A 22,501-nucleotide genomic window follows, 5' to 3' on the forward strand; every position below is an offset into this window, starting at 1 on the left:
AACGCGCATCAGGTTCATCAGGCGCTAAAGGCTCTCCAGACACCCCGCCAGATCGTCCGCCAGTTTGCTCAGCAACTGCTCATATCCTTGCGCCGTCGCAGGTGTGTAGCCGCCCAAACCGTCCAGCTCCGCCAGTTTCACCGGTAATCCGGCGCTCAGCGTGTCGGCCAATTTCGGGCGCAGGGGTGGTTCGCTGAACACGCAGGTCTTGCCGTATTCGGCCAGCCGCGCACGCATGGCCGCGACGTGCTGGGCGCCGGGCTGGACTTCGTGGCTGACCGCAAACACACCGGCATGCTTCAAGCCATAAGCCTCTTCGAAATAATCGAACGCCTCATGGAACACGAAATATTTCTTGTCGGAGATGCCCGCCACGCGCTGTTTGATCTTCGCGTCCAGTGCGTCCATCTGCGCGTCAAAAGCTTTGACGTTGCTGTCATAGCGAGCGGCATGGGTGGGATCGATCTGACTCAAGTCGGCGGCCATCTTCGCGGCGATCACCCGCGCATTGACGGTCGAGAGCCACAGGTGCGCATCAACGCTGCCAGGGCGGTGATCATGATCGTGCTCGTCGTCATCGCCATCATCATCGTGATGCTCGGCACTGGCGGTGAACGTCCGCAGGTGCATGCCTGGCAACGACTGAACCGGCACCGACGCTTTGGTGCGGCCCGCCAGGACCCGTGGCAGGAAAGTTTCCATGTCAGGACCGATCCAATAGAGCAGATCGACCTCTTGCACGCGCCGTACGTCGGAAGGGCGCAGCGCGTAGTTATGTGGCGAAGCCCCCGGTGGCAGCAACACTTCCGGTACGGCGATTCCGTCCTGCACCGCTGCTGCAATCAGCTGTAGCGGCTTGATGCTGGTCAGCACTCGAACGTCGGCCTGGGCGGGGGCATTGGCGGAAAAACCGGTGATAAAAACGACAAAAAGTAAAAAAAGTCGGGACACGATGACCACTCATGGGGGCAGGAACGGGTAACATAATAACGTCTCTCACAAAAGCCGTCGCCGCCCATGTCTAAAACACCGCTGGCCAGTCGCCCCCACGATCACTCTCACTGCGTGCACAGCGCACTCACTGAAGCCGATGCGCTCTGCACCGGCAAAGGCCTGCGCCTGACCGCTTTGCGTCGTCGCGTGCTGGAACTGGTCTGGCAAAGCCATAAGCCATTGGGCGCGTACGACATCCTGGCCGTCCTGAGCGAGGAAGACGGCCGTCGTGCCGCGCCGCCGACGGTTTACCGTGCGCTGGATTTCCTGCTGGAAAACGGCTTGGTGCATCGCATCGCATCGCTCAACGCTTTCGCTGGCTGCAACCATCCGACGCACGCACATCAGGGCCAGTTCCTGATCTGTCGCGCCTGTCACGCCGCCATCGAATTGCAGCACGGCGCCATCAGCTCAGCCATCGTCAGCGCCGCCAACGAAGTCGGCTTCGATGTTGAAACCCAGACCGTCGAAATCGTTGGGGTGTGTGCTGGCTGCAAGGCCGCTTGATGAGCGACGCACTGATCCGTCTCCAAGGCGTCAGCGTCACCCGCTCGGGCCAGAACGTGCTCGACAACATTCAATTGAGCGTCAGCTCCGGCGAGATTGTGACCCTGATCGGCCCCAACGGCGCGGGCAAAACCACGCTGGTGCGCGCCGTCCTCGGATTGCTCAAGCCGGACGCGGGCGATGTCTGGCGCAAGCCAAAGCTGCGTGTGGGCTACATGCCGCAAAAATTGCACGTGGATGCGACGCTGCCGCTTTCGGTTCTGCGTTTTCTGCGTCTGGTGCCGGGGGTCGATCGCAGCACTGCACACGCCGCGTTGGTGGAAGTCGGCGCCGAGAAAGTCATCGACAGCCCGTTACAAGGCATTTCCGGCGGCGAGATGCAGCGGGTCCTGCTGGCCCGTGCGTTGCTGCGTGAGCCCGAACTGCTGGTCCTCGATGAACCCGTGCAGGGCGTGGATGTGGCCGGACAGGCTGAGCTTTATGCGCTGATCACGCAATTGCGCAATCGTCACAAATGCGGCGTGCTGATGGTGTCCCACGATCTGCACCTGGTGATGAGCACGACCGATCAGGTGGTCTGCCTCAATCGCCATGTCTGCTGCTCCGGCCATCCCGAGCAAGTCAGCAACGATCCGGCGTTCGTTGAGCTGTTCGGCCAGAACGCGCCGAGCCTGGCGATTTATCACCACCATCACGACCACGCTCACGACCTGCACGGCGAAGTCTGCCAGCCCGCTGAGCACGCACACGATCACACCCATCCACACGCCCACAACCATGACCACGGGGACAGCTGCAAGCATGGCTGATTTTCTTCTCTACGCCTTGCTCGCAGGCCTCGCGCTGGCGGTGGTTGCAGGTCCCTTGGGCTCTTTCGTGGTCTGGCGGCGCATGGCCTATTTTGGCGATACCCTGTCCCACGCCGCCCTGCTCGGCGTCGCGCTGGGGTTTCTGCTGGACATCAGCCCGACCATCGCTGTGACCGTGGGCTGCCTGCTGCTCGCGATTCTGCTGGTCACGCTGCAACAGCGTCAGCCGCTGGCCTCTGACACCTTGCTGGGGATTCTCGCGCCGAGCACATTGTCTCTTGGGCTTGTGGTGCTGAGTTTCATGCGCGAAGTCCGCATCGACTTGATGGGCTATTTGTTTGGCGATCTGCTGGCGATCAGCCCCACCGACCTGGCCTGGATTCTCGGCGGTAGCGCGGCCGTGCTGGTGTTGATTTGCGCGCTGTGGCGCCCACTGCTGGCGATTACTGTGCATGAAGAACTGGCGACCGTCGAGGGCCTGCCTGTCGCCGCGCTGCGCATGACGCTGATGTTGTTGATTGCCGTGGTGATCGCTGTGGCGATGAAAATCGTCGGTGTGTTGCTGATCACCTCGCTGCTGATCATCCCCGCCGCTGCGGCACAACGTCACGCCCGCTCACCGGAGCAAATGGCCCTCGGTGCCAGCGTGATCGGTGTTCTGGCAGTCTGCGGCGGACTGGCGCTGTCGTGGTTCAAGGATACGCCCGCAGGCCCCTCGATCGTGGTTTGCGCCGCTGCGCTGTTCCTGCTCAGCTTCCTTTTGCCCAAGCGGTAGAACCTTGTTCCGAAAGTCGAGTCATACTCCGCAATCATTGAATGGCGGCAATGTGCAATGATTCGGTTCAGCGCCGCCGATGGTGATCTGTTATTTTCGGTGCAAGTCACTTATGTGTAGACTTGCTCGTTTTTTGCGCAAATAGAGAATCGCAGGAATGAAGCCGTTCGCATCCCGTTATCTGCTGCTTGCTGCATTTTCCATTCTGTTGGCCGCTTGTCAGAGCAAGCCCGTCGAGCAGCCCGCGCCCGTCGCGGCGCCCGACGCCTATCAACAGTTGGAACAGAACATCGCCAGCAGCGAATTGGCCACCGCTGAAGATCAGCTCGCCGCTCTGCAAAGCAAGAATGCCGATGATCCGCGTCTTGAGCAGTATCAACGTCAATTGGCCGAGGCTTATCTGAGCCGCAGCCAGATCGTCTTGCAGAAAGGCGACGTTAACGCTGCCGCCACCGCCCTTAGCCGCGCCCGCGCACTGATGCCGAAGGCCCCGGCGCTGACCAGCGGCGTCAACGGCGCCATCGCCAATGCGCGCAAAGCCGAGCTGGAGAAAGCTGAAGCTGAGCTGCGTGCTGCCGAAGCAAAACGCAGCGCCAAAATCATCGACCCGACCGTTGAAAGCACGACCATTGCGCTGAAAATCACCGATTCGAAGCAGCTGCGTCGCCAACTTAACGACATCGCCGCCGATGTGACTGCGTTCAACTGTGACGTGACGGTCCAGGTGCCTCGAACCGACGATTACCCATGGCTGGCATCGCTGTTGACCAAGCGCGTGGCGAAGATCAACCCGGATTTCGAATTGCAGATCCAGCGTGAGATCGAGAAGACCGAGCCTGCGCAGATCATTTTGAAACCTGCGAAGCTCTGATCGCTTTTTGACCAAGCGAGAGGATCAAAAGAAAGGCGTTGCCCTCGCAGGCAACGCCTTTTTTATTCGCAAGACCGGTTTATGACTTCACTGTGGGAGCGAATTCATTCGCTCCCACAGAAGCACTCCGCATCCTCGCAATCTCAACTCACGCTGGAATCGCCTTTGCCTTCGGCTCACGCGCCCAGACCCGATGCTGTTTGATCGCATCGAAGAAGGCGTTGAACGACTTGCTGTCCGAAACCGCCAACAGCCCCGCATCCGCTTCAAGACGCAGCAGGTCGATCAGCTCTTTCGCTTCCCCTGCGTAGGAAATGGCCTTGAGGTGTTTGTACGCCTCCAGCACGTAATGCAGCGCCACCCCGTTGCCGCTCAACGCCTTGATCGACGCTGCGCCGCCCGGAATGAACACAGCATCGAAGGCAATCGAAGGCAGCCCTTCGATCGACGCATCCACCGCCAGGGTTTTGCCGCCAGCTGTTTTGACCGGCGCCGAGGTTGGGCCAAGGATCTTGGCATGCGCCGCTTCGGCTTCAAGCGCCGCTTTCATCGCTGCGACGGCTTTGTCGTCCACGCCGTCCGCGACGATGATCGCCACTTTGCGCGAGGCGATGTCGCCCGACAGCAGATTCGTCTGACTCAGCAGCGGGGATTTATCCACTGTCGGTTTGCCCGTTTTCTGAGCTTTGACGGTCGGGCCTTTCGGCGCGGGCAGACCCAGATTGGCAGCCACGCGACTCGCCAGCGTCATGTCGATATTCGCCAGAATCTCATTCACCTGACGCGCACGAATATGTTCGCGCTCGACCTTGCCCAGTTCGAAGCTGTACGCCGCGATGATGTGCTCTTTCTCGTGCTCGCTCATGCTGTTGAAAAACAGCGTGGCTTGGGAGAAGTGATCGGCAAATGACGGGCTGCGCTCGCGGACCTTGTGCGCTTCGACGCGCTCCTGGTAGGTCTCGAAGCCGCCATCTTCCGGGCCTGCCGGTGTTTCTTTCGGCCAGCCGCCATCAATGGAATTCGGCTCGTAAGCAGCGCGGCCCTTGTCGATGGTCATGCGGTGTTGCGCGTCACGCTGACCACTGTGATTCGGCGAGACCGGACGGTTGATCGGGATCTCGTGAAAGTTCGGTCCACCGAGTCGGCTGATCTGCGTATCGGTGTAGGAAAACAGACGACCTTGCAGCAGTGGGTCGTTGGAAAAGTCGATGCCCGGCACCACATGGCCGGGGCAGAATGCGACCTGCTCGGTTTCGGCAAAGTAATTGTCCGGGTTGCGGTTGAGCACCATTTTGCCCAACGGCGTTACAGGCACCATCTCTTCAGGGATGATCTTGGTTGGGTCCAGCAGGTCGAAGTCGAACTTGTGTTCATCCTCTTCGGGGACGATCTGTACACCCAGTTCCCACTCGGGATAGTCGCCCGATTCGATGGATTCCCACAGGTCGCGACGGTGGAAATCGGTGTCTTTACCGGCAAGCTTTTGCGCTTCATCCCACAACAGCGAACAGGTGCCGTACTTGGGTTTCCAGTGGAATTTCACGAACGAGGATTTGCCCTCGGTATTAATCATGCGGAAGGTATGAATGCCGAAACCCTGCATGGTGCGCAGGCTTTTCGGGATCGCACGGTCGGACATGGCCCAGATCACCATGTGCGCCGACTCCGGCACGAGCGAAACGAAGTCCCAGAAGGTGTCGTGTGCCGAGCCGCCTGTAGGAATCTCGTTGTGCGGCTCGGGTTTTACGGCGTGCACGAAGTCAGGAAACTTGATCGCGTCCTGAATGAAAAATACCGGCATGTTGTTGCCGACCAAGTCGTAGTTGCCTTCGCCGGTGTAGAACTTCACGGCGAAACCGCGCACATCACGCACGGTATCGCCCGAACCGCGTGGCCCTTGAACGGTGGAAAAGCGCACGAAGACGGGCGTCTTTTTCCCCGGATCACGCAGGAATTCGGCCTTGCTCAGCTTCGAATGGTTTTCATAGCTCTGGAAATAGCCATGAGCCGCCGTGCCGCGAGCGTGGACGATGCGCTCCGGAATGCGCTCGTGGTCAAAGTGCGTGATTTTTTCACGCATGATGAAGTCTTCAAGCAGCGAAGGGCCGCGATTGCCGACCTTGAGCGTGTTCTGGTTATCGGAGACCTTCACGCCCTGATTCGTGCGCAGGGCCTGGCCCGTGGCATCGGAGCGAAACTGTTCGAGGCTGTCGAGCTTTTCGTTGGTGTTGCCCCGATCCAGAGTGTCGGTGCCTGCCATTTCGCTTTTGGGGGTGCTGCTTACAGGTGTCGTTTTTTTCGTGGCCATCAGTCAAAGACTCCTCGGTTCAGGCAGCTCTTTTCTCGTTCTTCCGTGGGGAAAGGCGGTGTGAGCTTGGTAAGCAGGAAATTTCCTGACAAAAGACAGGGGGAAATCCCGGCGCTTACTTAGTGACTGATGATAAAAAGGGCCGTTCCGTGTTTTTTCGGACCTTTGGTCTACCGTTGCATCATCTGACCGATCCGCGCGATATGACCGTTCGGCAGGTGACCCACCAAATAAATGCTAAGAATTCTCGGCCCAACCCCGGCCCGACAGGCTAAAATGCGCGCCCGGTTTATCCAGTCGAGGCGATAGACGGCGCCATTTCGCGTATCGCCCAGTAGCGTTCGAGACTGTTCTCACGCTGAATTTCCAACGCGCCCCCACAAGGTTCGCTACGTGATCGAGTTTCAAAACGTCCATAAAACCTATCGGGTTGCCGACAGGGAAATCCCAGCGCTGCATCCCACCAGCCTGCGAATCGAAAACGGCCAAGTCTTTGGCCTCATCGGCCATTCCGGCGCGGGCAAAAGTACGATGCTGCGCCTGATCAACCGCCTGGAGGCCCCAAGCGGCGGCACGATCCGCGTCGATGACGTCGACGTCACTGCACTGGACGCAGACGGCTTGCGAGGCTTTCGCCGTCAGGTCGGGATGATCTTCCAGCACTTCAACCTGCTGTCGTCCAAGACCGTGGCCGACAACGTCGCCATGCCGCTGACGCTGGCCGGGGACATGTCCCGGGCGCAGATCGACCAGCGCGTGGCCGAATTGCTGGCGCGAGTTGGCCTGTCCGACCACGCGAAAAAGTACCCGGCGCAGCTGTCGGGTGGTCAGAAACAGCGCGTCGGCATTGCCCGTGCGTTGGCGACCAAGCCGAAAATCCTGCTGTGCGACGAGGCCACCAGCGCCCTCGACCCGCAAACCACCGCCTCGGTGCTGCAACTGCTGGCTGAGATTAACCGCGAGCTGAAACTGACGATCGTGCTGATCACCCATGAGATGGACGTGATTCGTCGCGTCTGTGATCAGGTGGCGGTGATGGACGCGGGCGTGATCGTCGAGCAAGGCGCTGTGGCCGATGTGTTCTTGCACCCCAAGCACCCGACCACGCGCCGTTTCGTGCAGGAAGACGAGCAGGTCGACGAAAACGACCAGAACTCCGACTTCGCCCACGTTCAAGGCCGCATTGTGCGTCTGACGTTCCAGGGCGACGCGACCTACGCGCCGCTGTTAGGCACTGTCGCCCGGGAGACGGGTGTGGACTACAGCATCCTGGCCGGTCGTATCGACCGCATCAAGGACACTCCCTATGGGCAACTGACGCTGGCCATCACTGGCGGCGATATGGACGCCGCGTTCGCCCGCTTCACCGCGGCTGACGTTCACATGGAGGTCCTGCGCTGATGGAAACTCTGGCTGCTCTGTTTTCCAACGTCGACTGGTACGAAATCTGGGTCGCGACCGGCGACACCCTGATCATGCTCGGCATTTCCCTGGCATTCACCGTGCTGCTGGGCCTGCCCCTCGGCGTGCTGATGTTCCTCACTTCCCCGCGCCAACTGCTCGAAAACAAGCCGGTCTACGCCACCATTGGGCTGATCGTGAACATGTTGCGGGCGCTGCCTTTCATCATTCTGTTGATCGTGATGATGCCGTTGACCGAAATCATCACCGGCACTTCGCTGGGGATTCTCGGGACCTTGCCACCTCTGATCGCAGGTGCGACGCCGTTCTTCGCCCGTCTGGTAGAAACCGCGCTGCGCGAGGTGGATCGCGGGATCATTGAAGCGACGCAAGCGATGGGTGCCACGACGCGGCAGATCATCGTCAAGGCGCTGCTCCCGGAAGCACGTCCGGGCATTCTGGCGGCCATCACGGTCACCGCCATTGCGCTGGTGTCGTTCACGGCCATGGCGGGTGCAGTGGGTGCGGGCGGCTTGGGCGACCTGGCGATTCGCTACGGTTACCAGCGCTTCCAGAACGATGTGATGTTCGTGACGGTCGTATTGCTGCTGGTGCTGGTGCAGATCCTGCAAACCGTCGGCGACCGTCTGGTTGCGCACTTTTCACACCGTTAACCGTATTCGCCGGTCCTGCACGGACCGGCACATGCGCGCCGCCCGGCGTGCATTTCAAGGAGTCGATACACATGAAGAAGCTGTTGGCCGTATTCGCTGCTGTGGCTGCACTGTCCGCCCACGCCGATGAAACCCTGACCGTCGCGGCCACCGCCGTGCCTCACGCCGAGATTCTGGAGTTCGTGAAACCGGCGCTGGCCAAAGAAGGCGTGACGTTGAATGTGAAGGTGTTCAACGACTACATCCAGCCAAACGTGCAGGTCGATCAGAAGCGCATGGACGCCAACTTCTTCCAGCACCAGCCGTATCTGGATGAGTTCAACAAGGGCAAGGGCACGCACCTGGTAAGCGTGGCCAAGGTCCACGTCGAGCCGTTTGGCGCGTACTCGGACAAGATCAAGAACCTGGCCGACCTGCCAGATGGCGCGACCGTGGCACTGCCGAACGATGCCACCAATGAAGGCCGTGCGTTCCTGCTGCTCGTGAAAGCCGGTCTGATCACCCTGAAAGACCCGACCAGCATCACCGCCAAGCCGAGCGATGTGCTGCAGAACCCGAAAGCCCTGAAGTTCCGCGAGCTGGAAGCGGCGACCCTGCCGCGTGTGCTGACTCAGGTTGACCTGGCGCTGATCAACACCAACTACGCACTGACCGCCAAGCTCGATCCGACCAAGGACGCGCTGATCATCGAAGGTCAGGAATCGCCGTACGCCAACATTCTGGTAACCCGCGAAGATAACAAGGACGCGCCAGCGATCCAGAAACTGGTCGCCGCGCTGCACAGCCCCGAGACCAAAGCCTTCATTCTTGAGAAGTACAAAGGCGCTGTGGTTCCGGCGTTCTGATCCCGGATTTGTTCCCGCAGGAGCCCGTACCACCGCGAATTATCGGGCTTTACACGGACTAACTGTGGGAGCGAATTCATTCGCGAGGCGGCAATACATCCGATAAAGATATCCCGAATGTGAGCGCCGACCGCGAACATACACCCTGTAGCAGTCCGGCATGCCGGCGGTAGCGGTTTCGATGACGCCACCGCCGGCAAACCGTGCTACTACAGACTCGTCAGTCACTTCCTCTCAACCAACCCCGGCAACTGCGCGACCAGTTTCTGGTTGTTGATCGGTGCGCGGATGAAGCCGCGTTGAGTGCCGTCCGGGCCGAGCAGGGCCAGATTGCCGCTGTGATCGACTGTGTAATTCGGCTTGCTGGTATCGGCCGGAATGAACGGAATGCTCATGGCATTGGCGAGTTTCTGAATGGTATCCACCGGCGCGGTCAGGCCGAGAAACTGCTTGTCGAAATACCCCAGATACGTCTTCAACTGCTGCGGCGTGTCCCGATTGGGGTCAACGCTGACAAACACCACGCGCAATTTATCCACCGCTTCTTTTGGCAGGTCACTCTTGATCTGGCGCAGTTGGGCGAGTGTGGTGGGGCAAATGTCCGGGCAGAAGGTGTAACCGAAAAACAGCAGCGTCCACTTGTCTTTCAATGAATCCAGCGACACCGGCTGGCCGTCCTGATCGATGAGTTTCAGGTCCGGTACGTTACGGCTTTGCGGCAACAGGATCACCCCGGCGTCGATCAGCGCGGTCTGGTCGCCCTGGCCGCTGCCGGACAATACGCGGTTGACGGTCAGGCCCAGCACCAACGCGACGATGGCCACAAGGATGAAGACGGTTTTTTGGGTTCGGGTCATGAGTTCAACATCGAAAAGTGATCGTCAAGCAGCGCGACCCACCACGGGAAAAGCTCCACGTGTCGATCACGGCATGCGGCCGGGCTGCCACGGTACAACACCCTTGGCCTGGGCAGAAAGTGAATCGCGCCCTGGGATTCACATCTCAGCGATGCGGCCCGAGGTGAAGGCGCACATGGGCGTGCTGCCAGAAGCTCGACACCCGCCTGGAAGTCACGGCGAACGGGACCCGGATGCGGTAATTGATCAGGCACAGCGTCAGCACCAGTCCCGCGGCTCCAGCGTTGTGCGCCACAGCCAATTCAAGCGGCAGATGAAAGATCACATTGCCCAACCCCAGCGTAATCTGCGTACCCAGCGCGATCACCAACAGCTTCGCCATCCCACCGAGCCCTGCGCGATTCAGTCGCCACGCCAACGACAGCAACGAAAGGCTCACCAGCACCGCGCCGACACGGTGGGTCAGATGAATCGCCGTGCGCGCTTCACTGTCGAGTTTTCCGCCCAGGTAATTAGGGCCGATGTGTTGGGTCAGATGAAAGCCATTGGCGAAGTCCGCGTCGGGCCACCACTGGCCCTGACAGGTCGGCAGATCTGTACACGCCATGGCGGCGTAGTTGGCGCTGACCCAACCGCCCAGCGCGACTTGTATCACCACCAATGCCAAACCGACGGCCGCCAGATGTCGCACGCGTGGGTGCAACTGTGGCATCGGTTTGAATCGCCCGCTCAAACGCAGGGTCAGCAGAAACAGCAGGCTCAGGGTCGTCAGCCCGCCCAGCAAATGCGCCGTGACTACCTGCGGCCAGAGCTTGAGCGTGACGGTCCACATGCCGAAGGCCGCTTGGGCGAACAACACGCCCACCAGCAGCAACGGCAAGGCAACCGGCTGATCGGCTATGTGGCGCCGATGCCAGGCCTGTACGCCGAGAATCATGATCAGCAGCCCCAAACCGCCGGCGAAATAACGATGCACCATCTCGTTTCGGCCCTTGTGTTCGATCACGGGCGAATCCGGGTAGTGCAGCTCGGCATGGGCGAGTTGCGCTTCGGTCTTGGGCACGCTGATGAAACCGTAACAGCCGGGCCAATCCGGACAGCCCAACCCGGCATGGGTCAGACGGGTGTAGGCGCCGAGCAGCACGACCATGAGCGCCAAAAGCGTTGCGCAGAGGGCGAGACGAAATCCGGGCTTGGTCATCATGGCCTCCCCTTTATCCGATGTTCGACAGTTTCAGCAGTTGGCGCAGGTCGTTGAGCAGGTCCTTGCCGTTGACCTCCGCCCCGTAACGCAACACCAGATTGCCGTGGGGATCGACGATCCACAGCTGCGGCAGTTCGATGCCCGGGGCCATCCGTTGGTAGCGCTTGAGGTCGAGGGGGTAGCGCTGTAATTGAGGGTATTCGCGAGCGAGTTTGGCGTCGTATTCACCGGTGATCGGTTGTGCCGTGGTGAGCGCGTGGCTGGCGCGAGACGCATCGCGCCCCAAGCCGATCTGCACCTGCCGCGCCAGGTACACCAATTGCTGGCAATCGGCGTCGCATTCCCGAGGCGCTGTCACCAGGAGCTGCCAGCGCTTTTCGTCCGTCTGCACGCCCAGCTCAGTGCGGCTTTCGCCATTGCCGATCAGCTCGCCATGGTAGCTGCGACTCTCGGGCACCCAGAACTTGAGCTTGTACATGGCGGTTGCGAGCACCATCGGACCAATCGCCACGAGAAACACCAGGATCAACTGCACGCGGCCGCGCCGCCGACTTTTCCGAGGACGAGCTTCAGACGTGCTGGCTGGATTCATCGCCGTTCCCATGAGCGGCCTCCTTCTTTTTATTGTGTTTTGTCGGGCTGGGCGGCCTGAAACTCAAGTACAGGTAGAGCCCGGTCAGCGCCGTGGCCATGGCGAACCACTGCACCGCGTAGCCCATGTGTTTCTCCGGCCCCATGGCGACAACGGGCCACTCGGTGCGATACGCGGCAGGACCGGCCTCAAGTCGCAGCTCATGGGCGAACCCTTCACGGTTCAGCTCGGGCCAGGCCTTCGCCGGATCGATGGCCGTCACCAGCTTCGGCCACACATCGCTCTGCGCATCCGGGTGCAACTGAAACGTTGCGCCGGGGGCAACGTAGACCCAGGCGTCGAGGTTCAGCGGCTGAGTGGGTGTGTCGAACGTCGGCGGGGTGCGCCGATCCGGCCACGGTAGCCAGCCCCGATTGACCATCAGCCACAGCCCGCTCCCTTGATCATGGAACGGCTGGATCAGCTCGACCCCGACCTTTCCCTCTCGGGTGCTGTTGTCGAGGATCAGGCTGTGTTCGGCATCAAAGCTGCCGCGCAACTGGACCCGGCGATAGGCTGGGTCAGGCGTGTTCGGCAGCAACTCCGCCGACATGGGCGGGGCCGCACGACGTTCGGCGTAGTGCGCGAGCATCACGCGCTTCTCTTCCCCACGCCCCAGTTGCCAGACGCCCAGCGAAACCAGCACCGGCAGCAACACAAAAACAACCAGCGTGGGGGCGATACCGGGCCGAAAGCGTCTCATCACGCCTCCTGCGTCAGCTGTTGCGCGACACCTATACTCCTTTGCATAGCGTTCGCTCCCGGAGTCACCCGATGCTCAAAGCCGCGATTGTCTTCATGCTTCTGGCCACTGTGGTGAGTCTGTTCAGCGGCCTGTTTTTTCTGGTCAAGGACGACGCGTCATCCACTCGCCTGCTCAAAGCCCTGACCGTCCGCGTGGGCTGTGCCGCGATTACCCTGGCGTTGATTGCCTATGGGTATTTCAGCGGGCAGTTGGTGTGGCATCCGCCTTGGTAGCCCGCACGGCCCCTGTAGGAGTGAGCTTGCTCGCGATTGCGGTAGATCAGATACATAGATGTCAGCTGACACACTGCAATCGCGAGCAAGCTCACTCCTACAGAGGGGGCCTCGCAGCCGGCAATTCGATGTTCACAACACATACACAAAAACAAACAACCCCACCCACACCACGTCCACAAAGTGCCAATACCAACTCGCCGCCTCGAAACCGAATTGATGCTCGGCATCGAAATGCCCGCGCATGACCCGCATCAGCATCACGAACAGAATGATCGTGCCGATCGTGACGTGGGCGCCGTGGAATCCGGTGAGCATGAAGAACGTCGCGCCGTAGATGCCTGAACCCAATGTCAGCCCAAGCTCGGTGTAGGCCTCGTGATACTCAATGGCCTGTAGCGCAAGAAAAGACAGACCCAGAAGAATCGTCAGCCCCAACCACAGTTTCAACGCAGCGCGATGGCCGCTCTTCAGCGCATGGTGGGCAATGGTCACGGTGACGCTCGAACTGACGAGCAATACGGTGTTGATCAACGGCAGGTGCCAAGGGTCGATGACCTCTTTGGGCGGCGGAAACAGCTTCGGATCGGGCGTATGCAGCAATGGCCAAGTGTTCTGAAATTCCGGCCAGAGCATGTGGGCGACGGCCTTTGTGCCCTCGCCACCCAAGGCAGGCAAGCTGACGTGGCGCACGTAAAATAGCGCGCCGAAGAACGCCACGAAGAACATGACTTCCGAAAAGATGAACCAGCTCATGCCCCAGCGGAACGAGCGGTCCATCTGACCGCTGTACAACCCGGCCCGACCTTCGCGCACGACGGTGCCGAACCAGCCGAACATCATGTAGGCCACCATCAGCGCGCCCACACAAAATATCCACGCACCGTGTGTTTCGCGGCCCGCTTTCAGGTCCACCAGCCAGGTGCCCAATCCGTACATCGTGACGAACATGCCGACGGTGGCGATGATCGGCCACTTGCTCTGCGCCGGGACGTAGTAATGCTCATGGGTTGCCATCTTCCAGATCTCCTCAGGCCGTGGGGGCCTAACCGCCATTGGCCGCGACAGGGCGGACGATGGGCGGCATGCGCGCGGTGATGTCGAACAGCGTGTAAGCGAGCGTCAGGTGTTTCACGTCCTTGGGCAGGTCGCGGTCGATGATGAAACGCACGGGCATCTCGATTCGCTCGCCCGGTTGCAGCATTTGCTGGGTGAAACAGAAGCATTCGGTCTTGTGGAAATACACGGCGGCGGTGCTGGGGGCGATGCTTGGGATCGCCTGGGCAGTCATCGCCTTGCTGGTCGGGTTCTGCGCGACGAACAGCATCTCGTTGACCGCGCCGGGATGAACGTTCAGCTCCTCGCCCTTGGGATAGAAGCCCCACACCATTTCTGCCGAGTTGGTGGCCAGAAACTGCACGCGCACCTCACGACTGGCATCGATCTGCTGACTTTGGGTGTACTGATCGCCGGTCTTGCCGTTGATGCCCAGCGCTTTGCACATCACGTCGTAGAGCGGCACCAAGGCGAAGCCGAACGCGAACATCGCCGCCACCAGCACCAGCAGGCGAATGACGAGTCGCGTGTTCGGACGCTCTGCGCAAGTCATGTCATCCGACGTCCGGCGGCGTGACGAAAGTGTGATACGGCGCAGGTGAGGGCACGGTCCACTCAAGGCCATCGGCGCCATCCCAAGGCTTGGCCGGCGCAGGCGGGCCGCCGCGAATGGTCTTTATCACGATGAAGAGGAAGAAAATCTGCGTCGCGCCAAACGTGAATGCGCCAATCGACGAGACCATGTTGAAGTTGGCGAATTGCAGGTTGTAGTCCGGCACCCGACGGGGCATTCCGGCCAGCCCCACGAAGTGCATCGGGAAGAACGCCATGTTCATGCCAACGAAGGACAGCCAGAAATGCAGCTTGCCTAGGGTTTCGTCGTACATGTGGCCGGTCCATTTCGGCAGCCAATAGTAGGCCGACGCGAAGATGCCGAAGATCGCCCCCGGCACCAATACGTAGTGAAAATGCGCGACGACGAAGTACGTGTCCTGGTACTGGAAGTCGGCGGGCGCAATCGCCAGCATCAGTCCGGAAAAGCCGCCGATGGTGAACAGAATCACGAAGGCTACGGCGAACAGCATGGGCGTCTCGAAGGTCAGCTCGCCCTGCCACATGGTGCTGATCCAGTTGAACACCTTCACACCGGTGGGCACGGCGATCAGCATGGTCGCGTACATGAAGAACAGCTCGCCCACCAACGGGATGCCGACCACGAACATGTGGTGCGCCCAGACGATGAACGACAGGAACGCAATGCTCGCTGTGGCATAAACCATTGAGGTGTAGCCGAACAGCGGCTTGCGCGAAAACGCCGGAATGATCGAACTGACTGCGCCGAACGCGGGCAGGATCATGATGTACACCTCGGGGTGGCCGAAGAACCAGAACACGTGCTGGAACAGCACCGGATCGCCGCCGCCTGCGGCGCTGAAAAAGCTGGTGTGGAAATGGATGTCCATCAGCATCATCGTCACGCACCCGGCCAGCACCGGCATCACGGCGATGAGCAGGAACGCGGTGATCAGCCAGGTCCAGACGAACAGCGGCATTTTCATCAGGGTCATGCCGGGGGCGCGCAGGTTGAGGATGGTGGCGATGACGTTGATCGCGCCCATGATCGAGCTGATGCCCATCAGGTGAATGGCGAAGATGAAGTAGGTGACGCTTTCGGGAGCGTACGTGGTGGAGAGCGGGGCATAGAAGGTCCAGCCAAAATTTGGCCCGCCGCCGGGGGTGAACAGAGTCGAGACCAAGAGCAGAAACGCGGCGGGCAACAGCCAGAAACTGAAGTTGTTCATGCGCGGCAGGGCCATGTCCGGCGCGCCGATCATCAGAGGGATCATCCAGTTTGCCAGCCCGACGAACGCGGGCATCACCGCGCCGAACACCATCACCAAGCCGTGCATCGTGGTCATCTGGTTGAAAAAGGCCGGTTCGACGATTTGCAGACCGGGCTGAAACAGCTCGGCGCGAATCACCATGGCGAATGACCCGCCGAGCAGGAACATGCAGAAGCTGAACCACAGGTACAGCGTGCCGATGTCCTTGTGGTTGGTGGTGAGCACCCAACGCATCAGGCCTTTGGCGGGGCCGTGGGCATGGCCGGCGTGGTCGTCGTGACGGGGATCGTCAATCACTGCGCTCATGTTCTGTCTCCTGCGTAAATCCCGCGCCAAGCCTGAAGCTGTCTGACGCCCCCGAAACCTGTAGGAGCGAATTCATTCGCGATGCGGCGGCGTGGCCGATAGAGATGCGTGGGATGCACGGCCCTTTCGCGAATAAATTCGCTCCTACAGTTGTTTTTCCGTCGGACGCAAAGTCTTGTGGCGCCCTGATGTCCTGTGGGAGCGAATTCATTCGCGATGCGGTCGTCTGGCCGATAGAGATGTGCCGGATGTACGGTCCTTTCGCGAATGAATTCGCTCCCACAGGTCAAAACGCGTACATCTGGCAAACGGTTCATTTCGCAGCCGCCTGTTTCAGCGCCAGCACGTCTTTTGGCGTGACCATGTCGCCTTTGTTGTTGCCCCACGCGTTGCGTTCGTAGGTGACGACGGCGGCGATATCGACCTCCGACAGCTGCTTGCCGAACGCAGCCATGGCAGTGCCCGGCCGACCGTTGAAAACGGTGGCCAGGTGTTCTTCTTTAGGTCCGGTGACCGTTTTAGAGCCCTTGAGCGCCGGGAACATCGGCGGCAGGCCTTGGCCTTCGGCCTGATGACAGGCCACGCAGGTGGTGTGGTAGACCTTGTCGCCCTGAGCCACAAGCTCATCCAGCGTCCAGTCTTTGCTGGTCAGTTCCTTGAGCTTGGCAGCGTCTGCCTTGCGACCGGCGAGCCAGGTGTCGTAGTCAGCCTGGGTCTTGGCCTCGACGACGATGGGCATGAAGCCGTGGTCCTTGCCGCACAGCTCCGAACATTGGCCGCGATAGATGCCAGGCTTCTCGATCCGGGTCCAAGCCTCGTTAACAAAACCGGGGATGGCATCGCGCTTGACGGCAAACGCGGGGACCCACCAGGAATGGATGACGTCAGCCGCCGTCACTAAAAAGCGGATTTTCACCCCGACCGGCACCACCAGCGGCTGATCCACTTCCAGCAGGTAGTGTTCGCCCTTGGCTTCCTTGTTGTGAATCTGATCCTGAGGTGTCGCGAGGTTGCTAAAAAACTCGACGTCCTGACCCAGATATTTGTAATGCCATTTCCACTGGTAGCCGGTGATCTGGATGTCCAGCCCCGACTCCGTGCTGTCGTACATCTGGATCAGGGTTTTGGTCGCGGGGATCGCCATGACGACGAGGATCAGCAGCGGCACAATGGTCCAGAGGATTTCCACCGTGGTGCTTTCATGGAATTTGGCGGCCACCTGACCGGTCGAGCGGCGATGCAAAATCATCGACCAGAACATCGCGCCAAACACAATGATTCCGATCACCACACATATCCAGAAAATGGTCATGTGCAGGCCGAAGACTTCGTGACTGACCTCGGTCGCTCCCGGCGCCATATTCGTGGTCCAGGCGCCGTGCGCCGGACTGAATACCGACCACAACAGGAGCGCCATCCAAACGTGTGGATGTCGCTTCATTGCGGGTTTCCCTCTTTGTTCTTCTTATTGTGTTGCCACAGCGGGCGAGGGAGCGGTCATCAAAGTGCGGTGGACCGGGGCCAGGCCAGCAAATCCGGTGGAGCTACTGCATCACAGACCGAGTATAGACACGCTGTCGCGCTCAGCACGCGGTGGCGTTTTCGCAAAACCGGGCTATACAAGCACGCGTGTAACAAGTTTTTGGCCGGAAAAGCCGAGAAAGTGGCGTTTTAATAGCCAATGCACATAACCGTGAAGTTGTTATGACAATTACGTCTTAGCGCCTTTCATAAGCCAGCTAACGTATGACTTCCCTATAATGACAGCCTGGTTTTATTGCCTTATGGAGCATTCATGAACACCGCCGCGTTGCGCGAGCAGATCACACGAGCACAGGAACACGAGACCCAAACCGGTCAGCTATTGCGCCAACTCGAAGTGCAACTCCCCCATCTGCACCCTGCCATTCACCTTCCTGACGTTGATGCGCGGGGTGTTTTGGCACGTTTTGTCGTGGCCTACATCGATCAAGTTCCGGACTTGCTGGACGCCGCAAACGACGTCGCCGTGCAGGCCGGTATCGAAAGCCAGATCAAACCCGTGCTGAAAATCGCCGAACAATTCTTCAGCGCACCGCCCGCCATCATGGACGGGCACGAAGGGCTCGACAGTCTGCTCGACGAGGCCTATCTGGCTCATCGTCTAGTGGAAGAAGTGAACGACCTCTACATCGTGCACTTCGCTCAACCGCTGATCCCGGTGAACACCACCGTGGCCAGCGTCATCGCTCATCAGTTGATCGGTGAAGCGTTTGCGAACCAGCTGGACGAGGTGGTCCACCACGCCATCGATCAATTGCTGGACGAAGACAGCTTTTCGCTGGAGTCAGTGGAAGCCTATCGCGACAAACTCGCCAGCCCCGACACCGACGCCGCGTGGAAACGCTGGCCGAGCCTGTCCCGGCAACTGGGCGTGGGGCTTGAGATGGAATGCGCGAAGGATTGAATCGCCGGCAGACTCTCACATAACACCTGTAGGAGTGAGCTTGCTCGCGATAGCGTCCGGCCTGACAGCCCAGATGCGTCAGACATGCCTGATCGCGAGCAAGCTCACTCCTACAGAGAGGACGCCTGCCTGCACATCAATGCAACGCCGCGCCTCCAATTGACGTGCGTATGCGCCCTTCAACCCTCCGTTTCAACAGGCGCTGCTCCAGCAACAGGCGCGAACCCTGTGCTGCATTGGCACGGCCCCATTCCTCCAGCAGCTCCAGGCAGGAATGGTCGATGTAGCTGAGATTGCTCAGCGGCACATGCAATGTCGTGCCGGGCGGAACGTTGCCCAGTGCCTGAGTCAGCGCTGGGACCTTCAGGAACGTCGCGGCGCCGTTCAAGCGCAGTTCCATCTCCCCCTCCGCTTCCAGATCCACCAGATTGATCTTCAACCGCGACGCGTTCAGCGCCAGTTTCACCAGCGTCAGACCAAAGCCGATGAGCACGCCCGTCAGCAAGTCGGTCAGGATGATTGCACTCGCCGTCGCGCCATAAATGAACATCGGCATACGCCCATAACGCCCCAGCCCGCGTAGCGCCTTGAGGTCCACCAATTTCACGCCGGTGTAAACCAGCACACCCGCGAGGCTCGCCACCGGAATGCTTTGCAGCACGCTGGACAGCAGCAACACGAACGCCAGCAACCAAAGACCGTGGAACATCGCCGACATCCGCGTCTTCGCCCCGGCTTGAACATTGGCCGAGCTGCGCACGATCACACCGGTCATCGGCAATGCACCGACCAGACCGCACAGCATGTTGCCGACGCCTTGGGCGCTGAGTTCCTTGTCGAAGTCAGAGCGCGGACCGTCATGCATGCGATCCACCGCAGCGGCCGAGAGCAGGGTTTCGGCGCTGGCAATGAAAGCGACGGCAATGGCGGCAATGAGAATCGCCGGATCGGTGAGATTCAGCAGGTCCGCCGGACGCAGCCAGTCGATGGCCTCTGCGAGGTTGGCCGGGACTTCGACCCGCTTCACGTCGAGGGCCATCGCCAGGCTCACGGCCGTGGCAATCCCCACACCGAGCAAGGCGCCTGGCACGAACCGCAGTGCGTGAGGCCGACGCTTTTCCCACAGCCACATCACGGCGATGGTGCCCAACCCCAACAGACCCGCTTGCATACCGCTGCCAGGGCCGATGGCGCCGAAGAGGGTTTGCGGGAAGGCTATCAGGTTGTCCAGACCGGACGGCTTAGGGCCGCTGTCGAACATCACATGGGCCTGGGAGAGCACGATCAGCACGCCAATCCCCGCGAGCATGCCGTACACCACGGCCGGAGCGGTCACCCGGAACCAGCAGCCCAGCTTGAGGCGACCGGCCAGCAATTGCAGCAGACCCGCTAACAGCAGAATCGGCCCCAGCATCGCCATCCCATGTTCACGCACCAACTCGAAGACCAACACTGCCAGCCCCGCTGCAGGACCGCTGACCTGCAACGGCGAACCCGCCAACCAACCCACGACGATGCCGCCGATGATGCCTGTGATCAGTCCTTTTGCCGGAGGCATGCCAGACGCGATAGCGATCCCCATGCACAACGGCAGGGCCACCAGAAACACCACCACGGAAGCCAGCAGCTCCCGTGGTAACAAGGATTTCAGATCTGTACTAGCCATGACGACTCTCCGCAAAAACTTCAGACGTGACAAAGCCGACAGCACGCGCAGTGCGCGGCCGTGAAGGGCTTGATAGAGGGTTGAACCGTCAGGGATGGCGCAGCGTCACAGGGGCGGCGCTGCGCTCATCCAGTGATCAATCAATGATCAGTAACGTCCGCGAGGCAGCGTGGCCATCGGGATTTTCTGGTCGCCGTCCAGCGGTAGAAAGCCGTCCTGTTCAGCGTCGTAAGCGCGGATTTCGCTGGTCTCGATGTCGTAGACCCAACCGTGGATGAACAGTTGGCCGCTCGCCAGTTTCGACGCCACCGACGGGTGAGTGCGCAAATGTTGCAACTGGGCGATGACGTTCTCTTCGGTGAGGACGTGCATGGTTTCGTGTTCGCCGGTGCAGCTGCAGTTGTCCTGAACGACCGTCTTGGCAACTTCGGCATGGCGCAGCCAGGCTTTGACCGTGGGCATCTTTTCCAGCGTGTCCGGGTTCAGCACCGCACGCATCGCGCCGCAATCGGAGTGGCCGCAAACGATGATGTGTTGCACGCCCAACGCCAGTACCGCGTATTCGATGGCCGTGGAAACGCCCCCGTTCATCGGGCCATAAGGCGGCACGACGTTACCGACGTTACGGGTCACGAACAAGTCGCCCGGGGAGCTTTGCGTAATGAGTTCGGGGACGATGCGCGAATCCGCACAGGTGATGAACATGGCTCGCGGATGCTGGGCAGTCGCCAGCTTCTTGAACAGCTCTTCCTGCTGAGGGAAGACGTCATGACGAAAATGTTTGAAGCCGTCGACGATATGCTGAAGCGCCTCGTCAGCGGATTCAGCCTTGGCCGAGGCTGGGGCCGTGGAAGCTTGAGGTTGTTTATCCCTGTTGCTCATGTCTCATCCTCTCTGTCGGATTGAAGTGGAGTTTCCAGTGATTCCCGTGGATGTCCCACTTTTTTCTGGCATGACGGACAATTCCATCTGTGCGCGACCAGCCGGTCACTTGCGAAACACCTTAGCGATAAAAACTTAATTGAAACTGAATGCATCGCTCTAGATCGCGGGTCTGGCTTTAGAAAATCTAAAGCGATAGCGATACACGCGCCTGTATCAGCTAATGAGACGCCACCCGAGTCACAACAGCGACATCTGACCACCGGGCGGGCAGAACGCTTCACAATCGAGCCTGAAGCTCTCGCGCTGATTCAGCCCCAGCTTCTTCACCGCCATACTGTAGCGTTGCGCCAGCAGTTCAGCGAATACCCCTTCTCCGCGCATTCGAGAACCGAAACGGCTGTCATACACCTGGCCTCCACGGCTCTGCCGAACCAGACTCATCACATGTTCGGCCCGTTGCGGGTAATGGGCCTGCAACCACTCCTCAAACAGCGGCGCGACTTCCAGCGGCAGCCGCAGCATTACGTAGCTTGCGCTCAATGCTCCGGCAGCCTTGGCTTCGGTCATGAGTTTCTCCAGCTCCATGTCGTTGATCATCGGAATCATCGGCGCCAGCAGCACCCCGACCGGCACCCCGGCATCGCGCAACACTCGAATCGCCCGCAGCCTGGCCTTGGGAGCGGCGGCTCGGGGCTCAAGGATGCGTTTGAGCTCATCGTCCAGCGACGTGAGGCTGATGAACACCGACACGAGGTTCAGCTTGGCGAGTTCTGACAGCAGGTCCAGATCCCGCAGGATCAGCGAGCCTTTGGTGATGATCGTTACGGGATGGCGATAACGCAGCAGCACTTCCAGCGTGGCGCGGGTGATTTTGTATTCGCGCTCGATGGGCTGATACGGATCGGTGTTGGCGCCCAGAGTGATGGGGGCCACGCTGTAGCCGGGCTTCGACAGCTGCTGTTCGAGCAGCGCAGCGGCGTTGGTCTTGGCGATCAGCTTCGTCTCGAAATCCAGCCCCGGCGACATGTCCCAGTACGCGTGGCTGGGGCGTGCGTAGCAATAAATGCAGCCGTGCTCGCAACCGCGATACGGATTGATCGACCGGTCGAAGGGAATGTCAGGAGACGAATTGCGCGCGATGATGCTTTTGGCGGTTTCCAGCGTGACAGTCGTGCCTTGTGTCACGGGCACTTCCTGATACCAGCCGTCGTCTTCGGCCACCGAACGATTGGGGGCAAACCGATTGTGAGGATTGGTGGCGGTGCCGCGACCGCGGGGTGGCAATGGCGTGGACATGCGAGCATTCCCGATTACTGTTTATGCATACAGTATCGCGAAATGCATCGCGTCTCTACGCTGCGGCCGGAAAAACCACGCGGCACCGATCAATGGCGCTCAACGAAGTTTTGACATTTGCCTCACATCGCCTTGACCCCCTAGCGCAG

At 60.1% G+C, this 22,501-nt stretch carries 22 protein-coding genes; 9 read left to right on the plus strand and 13 right to left on the minus strand.

The genetic code is table 11. The features are described 5' to 3' along the window. Positions 1-24: 24 nt before the first annotated feature. Entirely contained in the window at positions 25-951 is a 927-nt protein-coding gene (gene znuA, locus ACWKWE_RS23735) for a zinc ABC transporter substrate-binding protein ZnuA (RefSeq protein WP_483851873.1), read from the minus strand. A 66-nt stretch (positions 952-1,017) separates the two neighbouring features. Between znuA and ACWKWE_RS23740 the strand changes: the two genes are divergently transcribed. From ACWKWE_RS23740 to ACWKWE_RS23755, 4 genes are all read left to right on the plus strand, one after another. Next, on the plus strand, positions 1,018-1,500 hold the full coding sequence (locus tag ACWKWE_RS23740) for a Fur family transcriptional regulator (RefSeq protein WP_166593871.1): 483 nt from the start codon (positions 1,018-1,020) through the stop codon (positions 1,498-1,500). Then, positions 1,500-2,309: a zinc ABC transporter ATP-binding protein ZnuC gene (gene znuC, locus ACWKWE_RS23745; RefSeq protein WP_483851874.1), complete on the plus strand. Its 810-nt coding sequence runs from the start codon at positions 1,500-1,502 to the stop codon at positions 2,307-2,309. Before ACWKWE_RS23740 ends, znuC begins: the two co-directional genes overlap by 1 nt. After that, a complete protein-coding gene (gene znuB / locus ACWKWE_RS23750; RefSeq protein ID WP_166593869.1) occupies positions 2,302-3,084 on the plus strand; it encodes a zinc ABC transporter permease subunit ZnuB in 783 nt (260 codons plus the stop codon). The genes znuC and znuB overlap by 8 nt, the downstream gene beginning before the upstream one ends. Positions 3,085-3,241: 157 nt before the next feature. Next, a complete protein-coding gene (locus ACWKWE_RS23755; RefSeq protein WP_483851875.1) occupies positions 3,242-3,955 on the plus strand; it encodes a PA5502 family lipoprotein in 714 nt (237 codons plus the stop codon). Between the two features lie 148 nt (positions 3,956-4,103). Here the strand turns inward: ACWKWE_RS23755 and katE are convergent, their stop codons facing one another. Then, entirely contained in the window at positions 4,104-6,263 is a 2,160-nt protein-coding gene (gene katE / locus ACWKWE_RS23760; protein WP_483851876.1) for a catalase HPII, read from the minus strand. Positions 6,264-6,656: 393 nt separating this feature from the next. Between katE and ACWKWE_RS23765 the strand changes: the two genes are divergently transcribed. The 3 genes from ACWKWE_RS23765 to ACWKWE_RS23775 all read left to right on the plus strand — a co-directional run bounded on the left by ACWKWE_RS23765 (position 6,657) and on the right by ACWKWE_RS23775 (position 9,183). After that, on the plus strand, positions 6,657-7,664 hold the full coding sequence (locus tag ACWKWE_RS23765; RefSeq protein ID WP_166593866.1) for an ATP-binding cassette domain-containing protein: 1,008 nt from the start codon (positions 6,657-6,659) through the stop codon (positions 7,662-7,664). Further along, a complete protein-coding gene (locus tag ACWKWE_RS23770; protein WP_166593865.1) occupies positions 7,664-8,338 on the plus strand; it encodes a methionine ABC transporter permease in 675 nt (224 codons plus the stop codon). The genes ACWKWE_RS23765 and ACWKWE_RS23770 overlap by 1 nt, the downstream gene beginning before the upstream one ends. Before the next feature lie 71 nt (positions 8,339-8,409). After that, positions 8,410-9,183, plus strand: a complete 774-nt coding sequence (locus ACWKWE_RS23775; RefSeq protein ID WP_166593864.1) for a MetQ/NlpA family ABC transporter substrate-binding protein — start codon at positions 8,410-8,412, stop codon at positions 9,181-9,183. A 224-nt stretch (positions 9,184-9,407) separates the two neighbouring features. Here the strand turns inward: ACWKWE_RS23775 and ACWKWE_RS23780 are convergent, their stop codons facing one another. The 4 genes from ACWKWE_RS23780 to ACWKWE_RS23795 all read right to left on the minus strand — a co-directional run bounded on the left by ACWKWE_RS23780 (position 9,408) and on the right by ACWKWE_RS23795 (position 12,578). Beyond that, the gene (locus ACWKWE_RS23780; RefSeq protein ID WP_483851877.1) at positions 9,408-10,040 is read right to left on the minus strand and encodes an SCO family protein; all 633 of its coding nucleotides are present in this window, start codon (positions 10,038-10,040) and stop codon (positions 9,408-9,410) included. 145 nt (positions 10,041-10,185) lie between these two features. Next, positions 10,186-11,241: a COX15/CtaA family protein gene (locus tag ACWKWE_RS23785; protein WP_483851878.1), complete on the minus strand. Its 1,056-nt coding sequence runs from the start codon at positions 11,239-11,241 to the stop codon at positions 10,186-10,188. A 13-nt stretch (positions 11,242-11,254) separates the two neighbouring features. Continuing rightward, on the minus strand, positions 11,255-11,848 hold the full coding sequence (locus tag ACWKWE_RS23790) for a hypothetical protein (RefSeq protein WP_483851879.1): 594 nt from the start codon (positions 11,846-11,848) through the stop codon (positions 11,255-11,257). Then, complete coding sequence (locus ACWKWE_RS23795; protein ID WP_483851880.1) at positions 11,814-12,578, minus strand: SURF1 family protein; 765 nt, start codon at positions 12,576-12,578, stop codon at positions 11,814-11,816. The genes ACWKWE_RS23790 and ACWKWE_RS23795 overlap by 35 nt, the downstream gene beginning before the upstream one ends. Before the next feature lie 71 nt (positions 12,579-12,649). Between ACWKWE_RS23795 and ACWKWE_RS23800 the strand changes: the two genes are divergently transcribed. Next, the gene (locus ACWKWE_RS23800) at positions 12,650-12,853 is read left to right on the plus strand and encodes a twin transmembrane helix small protein (RefSeq protein ID WP_166593860.1); all 204 of its coding nucleotides are present in this window, start codon (positions 12,650-12,652) and stop codon (positions 12,851-12,853) included. Positions 12,854-12,985: 132 nt separating this feature from the next. On the opposite strand, the gene ACWKWE_RS23805 is transcribed toward ACWKWE_RS23800, so the two are convergent. From ACWKWE_RS23805 to coxB, 4 genes are all read right to left on the minus strand, one after another. Continuing rightward, positions 12,986-13,870: a cytochrome c oxidase subunit 3 gene (locus ACWKWE_RS23805; protein ID WP_483851881.1), complete on the minus strand. Its 885-nt coding sequence runs from the start codon at positions 13,868-13,870 to the stop codon at positions 12,986-12,988. Positions 13,871-13,898: 28 nt separating this feature from the next. Next, positions 13,899-14,462, minus strand: coding sequence for a cytochrome c oxidase assembly protein (locus ACWKWE_RS23810; protein WP_166593858.1), 564 nt, complete (start codon positions 14,460-14,462; stop codon positions 13,899-13,901). Between the two features lies 1 nt (position 14,463). After that, positions 14,464-16,059 carry a cytochrome c oxidase subunit I gene (ctaD, locus tag ACWKWE_RS23815; protein ID WP_483851882.1) on the minus strand — a complete coding sequence of 532 codons (1,596 nt, stop codon included), beginning with the start codon at positions 16,057-16,059 and terminating at the stop codon, positions 14,464-14,466. Between the two features lie 313 nt (positions 16,060-16,372). After that, positions 16,373-17,500 (minus strand): cytochrome c oxidase subunit II, encoded by a 1,128-nt coding sequence (gene coxB / locus ACWKWE_RS23820; protein WP_166593856.1) that lies wholly within the window; start codon positions 17,498-17,500, stop codon positions 16,373-16,375. Positions 17,501-17,854: 354 nt separating this feature from the next. On the opposite strand from coxB, the gene ACWKWE_RS23825 reads away from it, so the two are divergent. Beyond that, positions 17,855-18,505, plus strand: coding sequence for a hypothetical protein (locus ACWKWE_RS23825; RefSeq protein WP_483851883.1), 651 nt, complete (start codon positions 17,855-17,857; stop codon positions 18,503-18,505). Between the two features lie 136 nt (positions 18,506-18,641). On the opposite strand, the gene ACWKWE_RS23830 is transcribed toward ACWKWE_RS23825, so the two are convergent. The 3 genes from ACWKWE_RS23830 to ACWKWE_RS23840 all read right to left on the minus strand — a co-directional run bounded on the left by ACWKWE_RS23830 (position 18,642) and on the right by ACWKWE_RS23840 (position 22,352). Then, positions 18,642-20,171 carry a SulP family inorganic anion transporter gene (locus ACWKWE_RS23830; protein ID WP_166593854.1) on the minus strand — a complete coding sequence of 510 codons (1,530 nt, stop codon included), beginning with the start codon at positions 20,169-20,171 and terminating at the stop codon, positions 18,642-18,644. Between the two features lie 147 nt (positions 20,172-20,318). Then, positions 20,319-21,053, minus strand: a complete 735-nt coding sequence (locus tag ACWKWE_RS23835) for a carbonic anhydrase (protein WP_166593853.1) — start codon at positions 21,051-21,053, stop codon at positions 20,319-20,321. A 240-nt stretch (positions 21,054-21,293) separates the two neighbouring features. Then, entirely contained in the window at positions 21,294-22,352 is a 1,059-nt protein-coding gene (locus ACWKWE_RS23840; protein WP_483851884.1) for a PA0069 family radical SAM protein, read from the minus strand. Between the last annotated feature and the right edge of the window lie 149 nt (positions 22,353-22,501).

It is taken from the genome of Pseudomonas salicis (assembly GCF_057128705.1).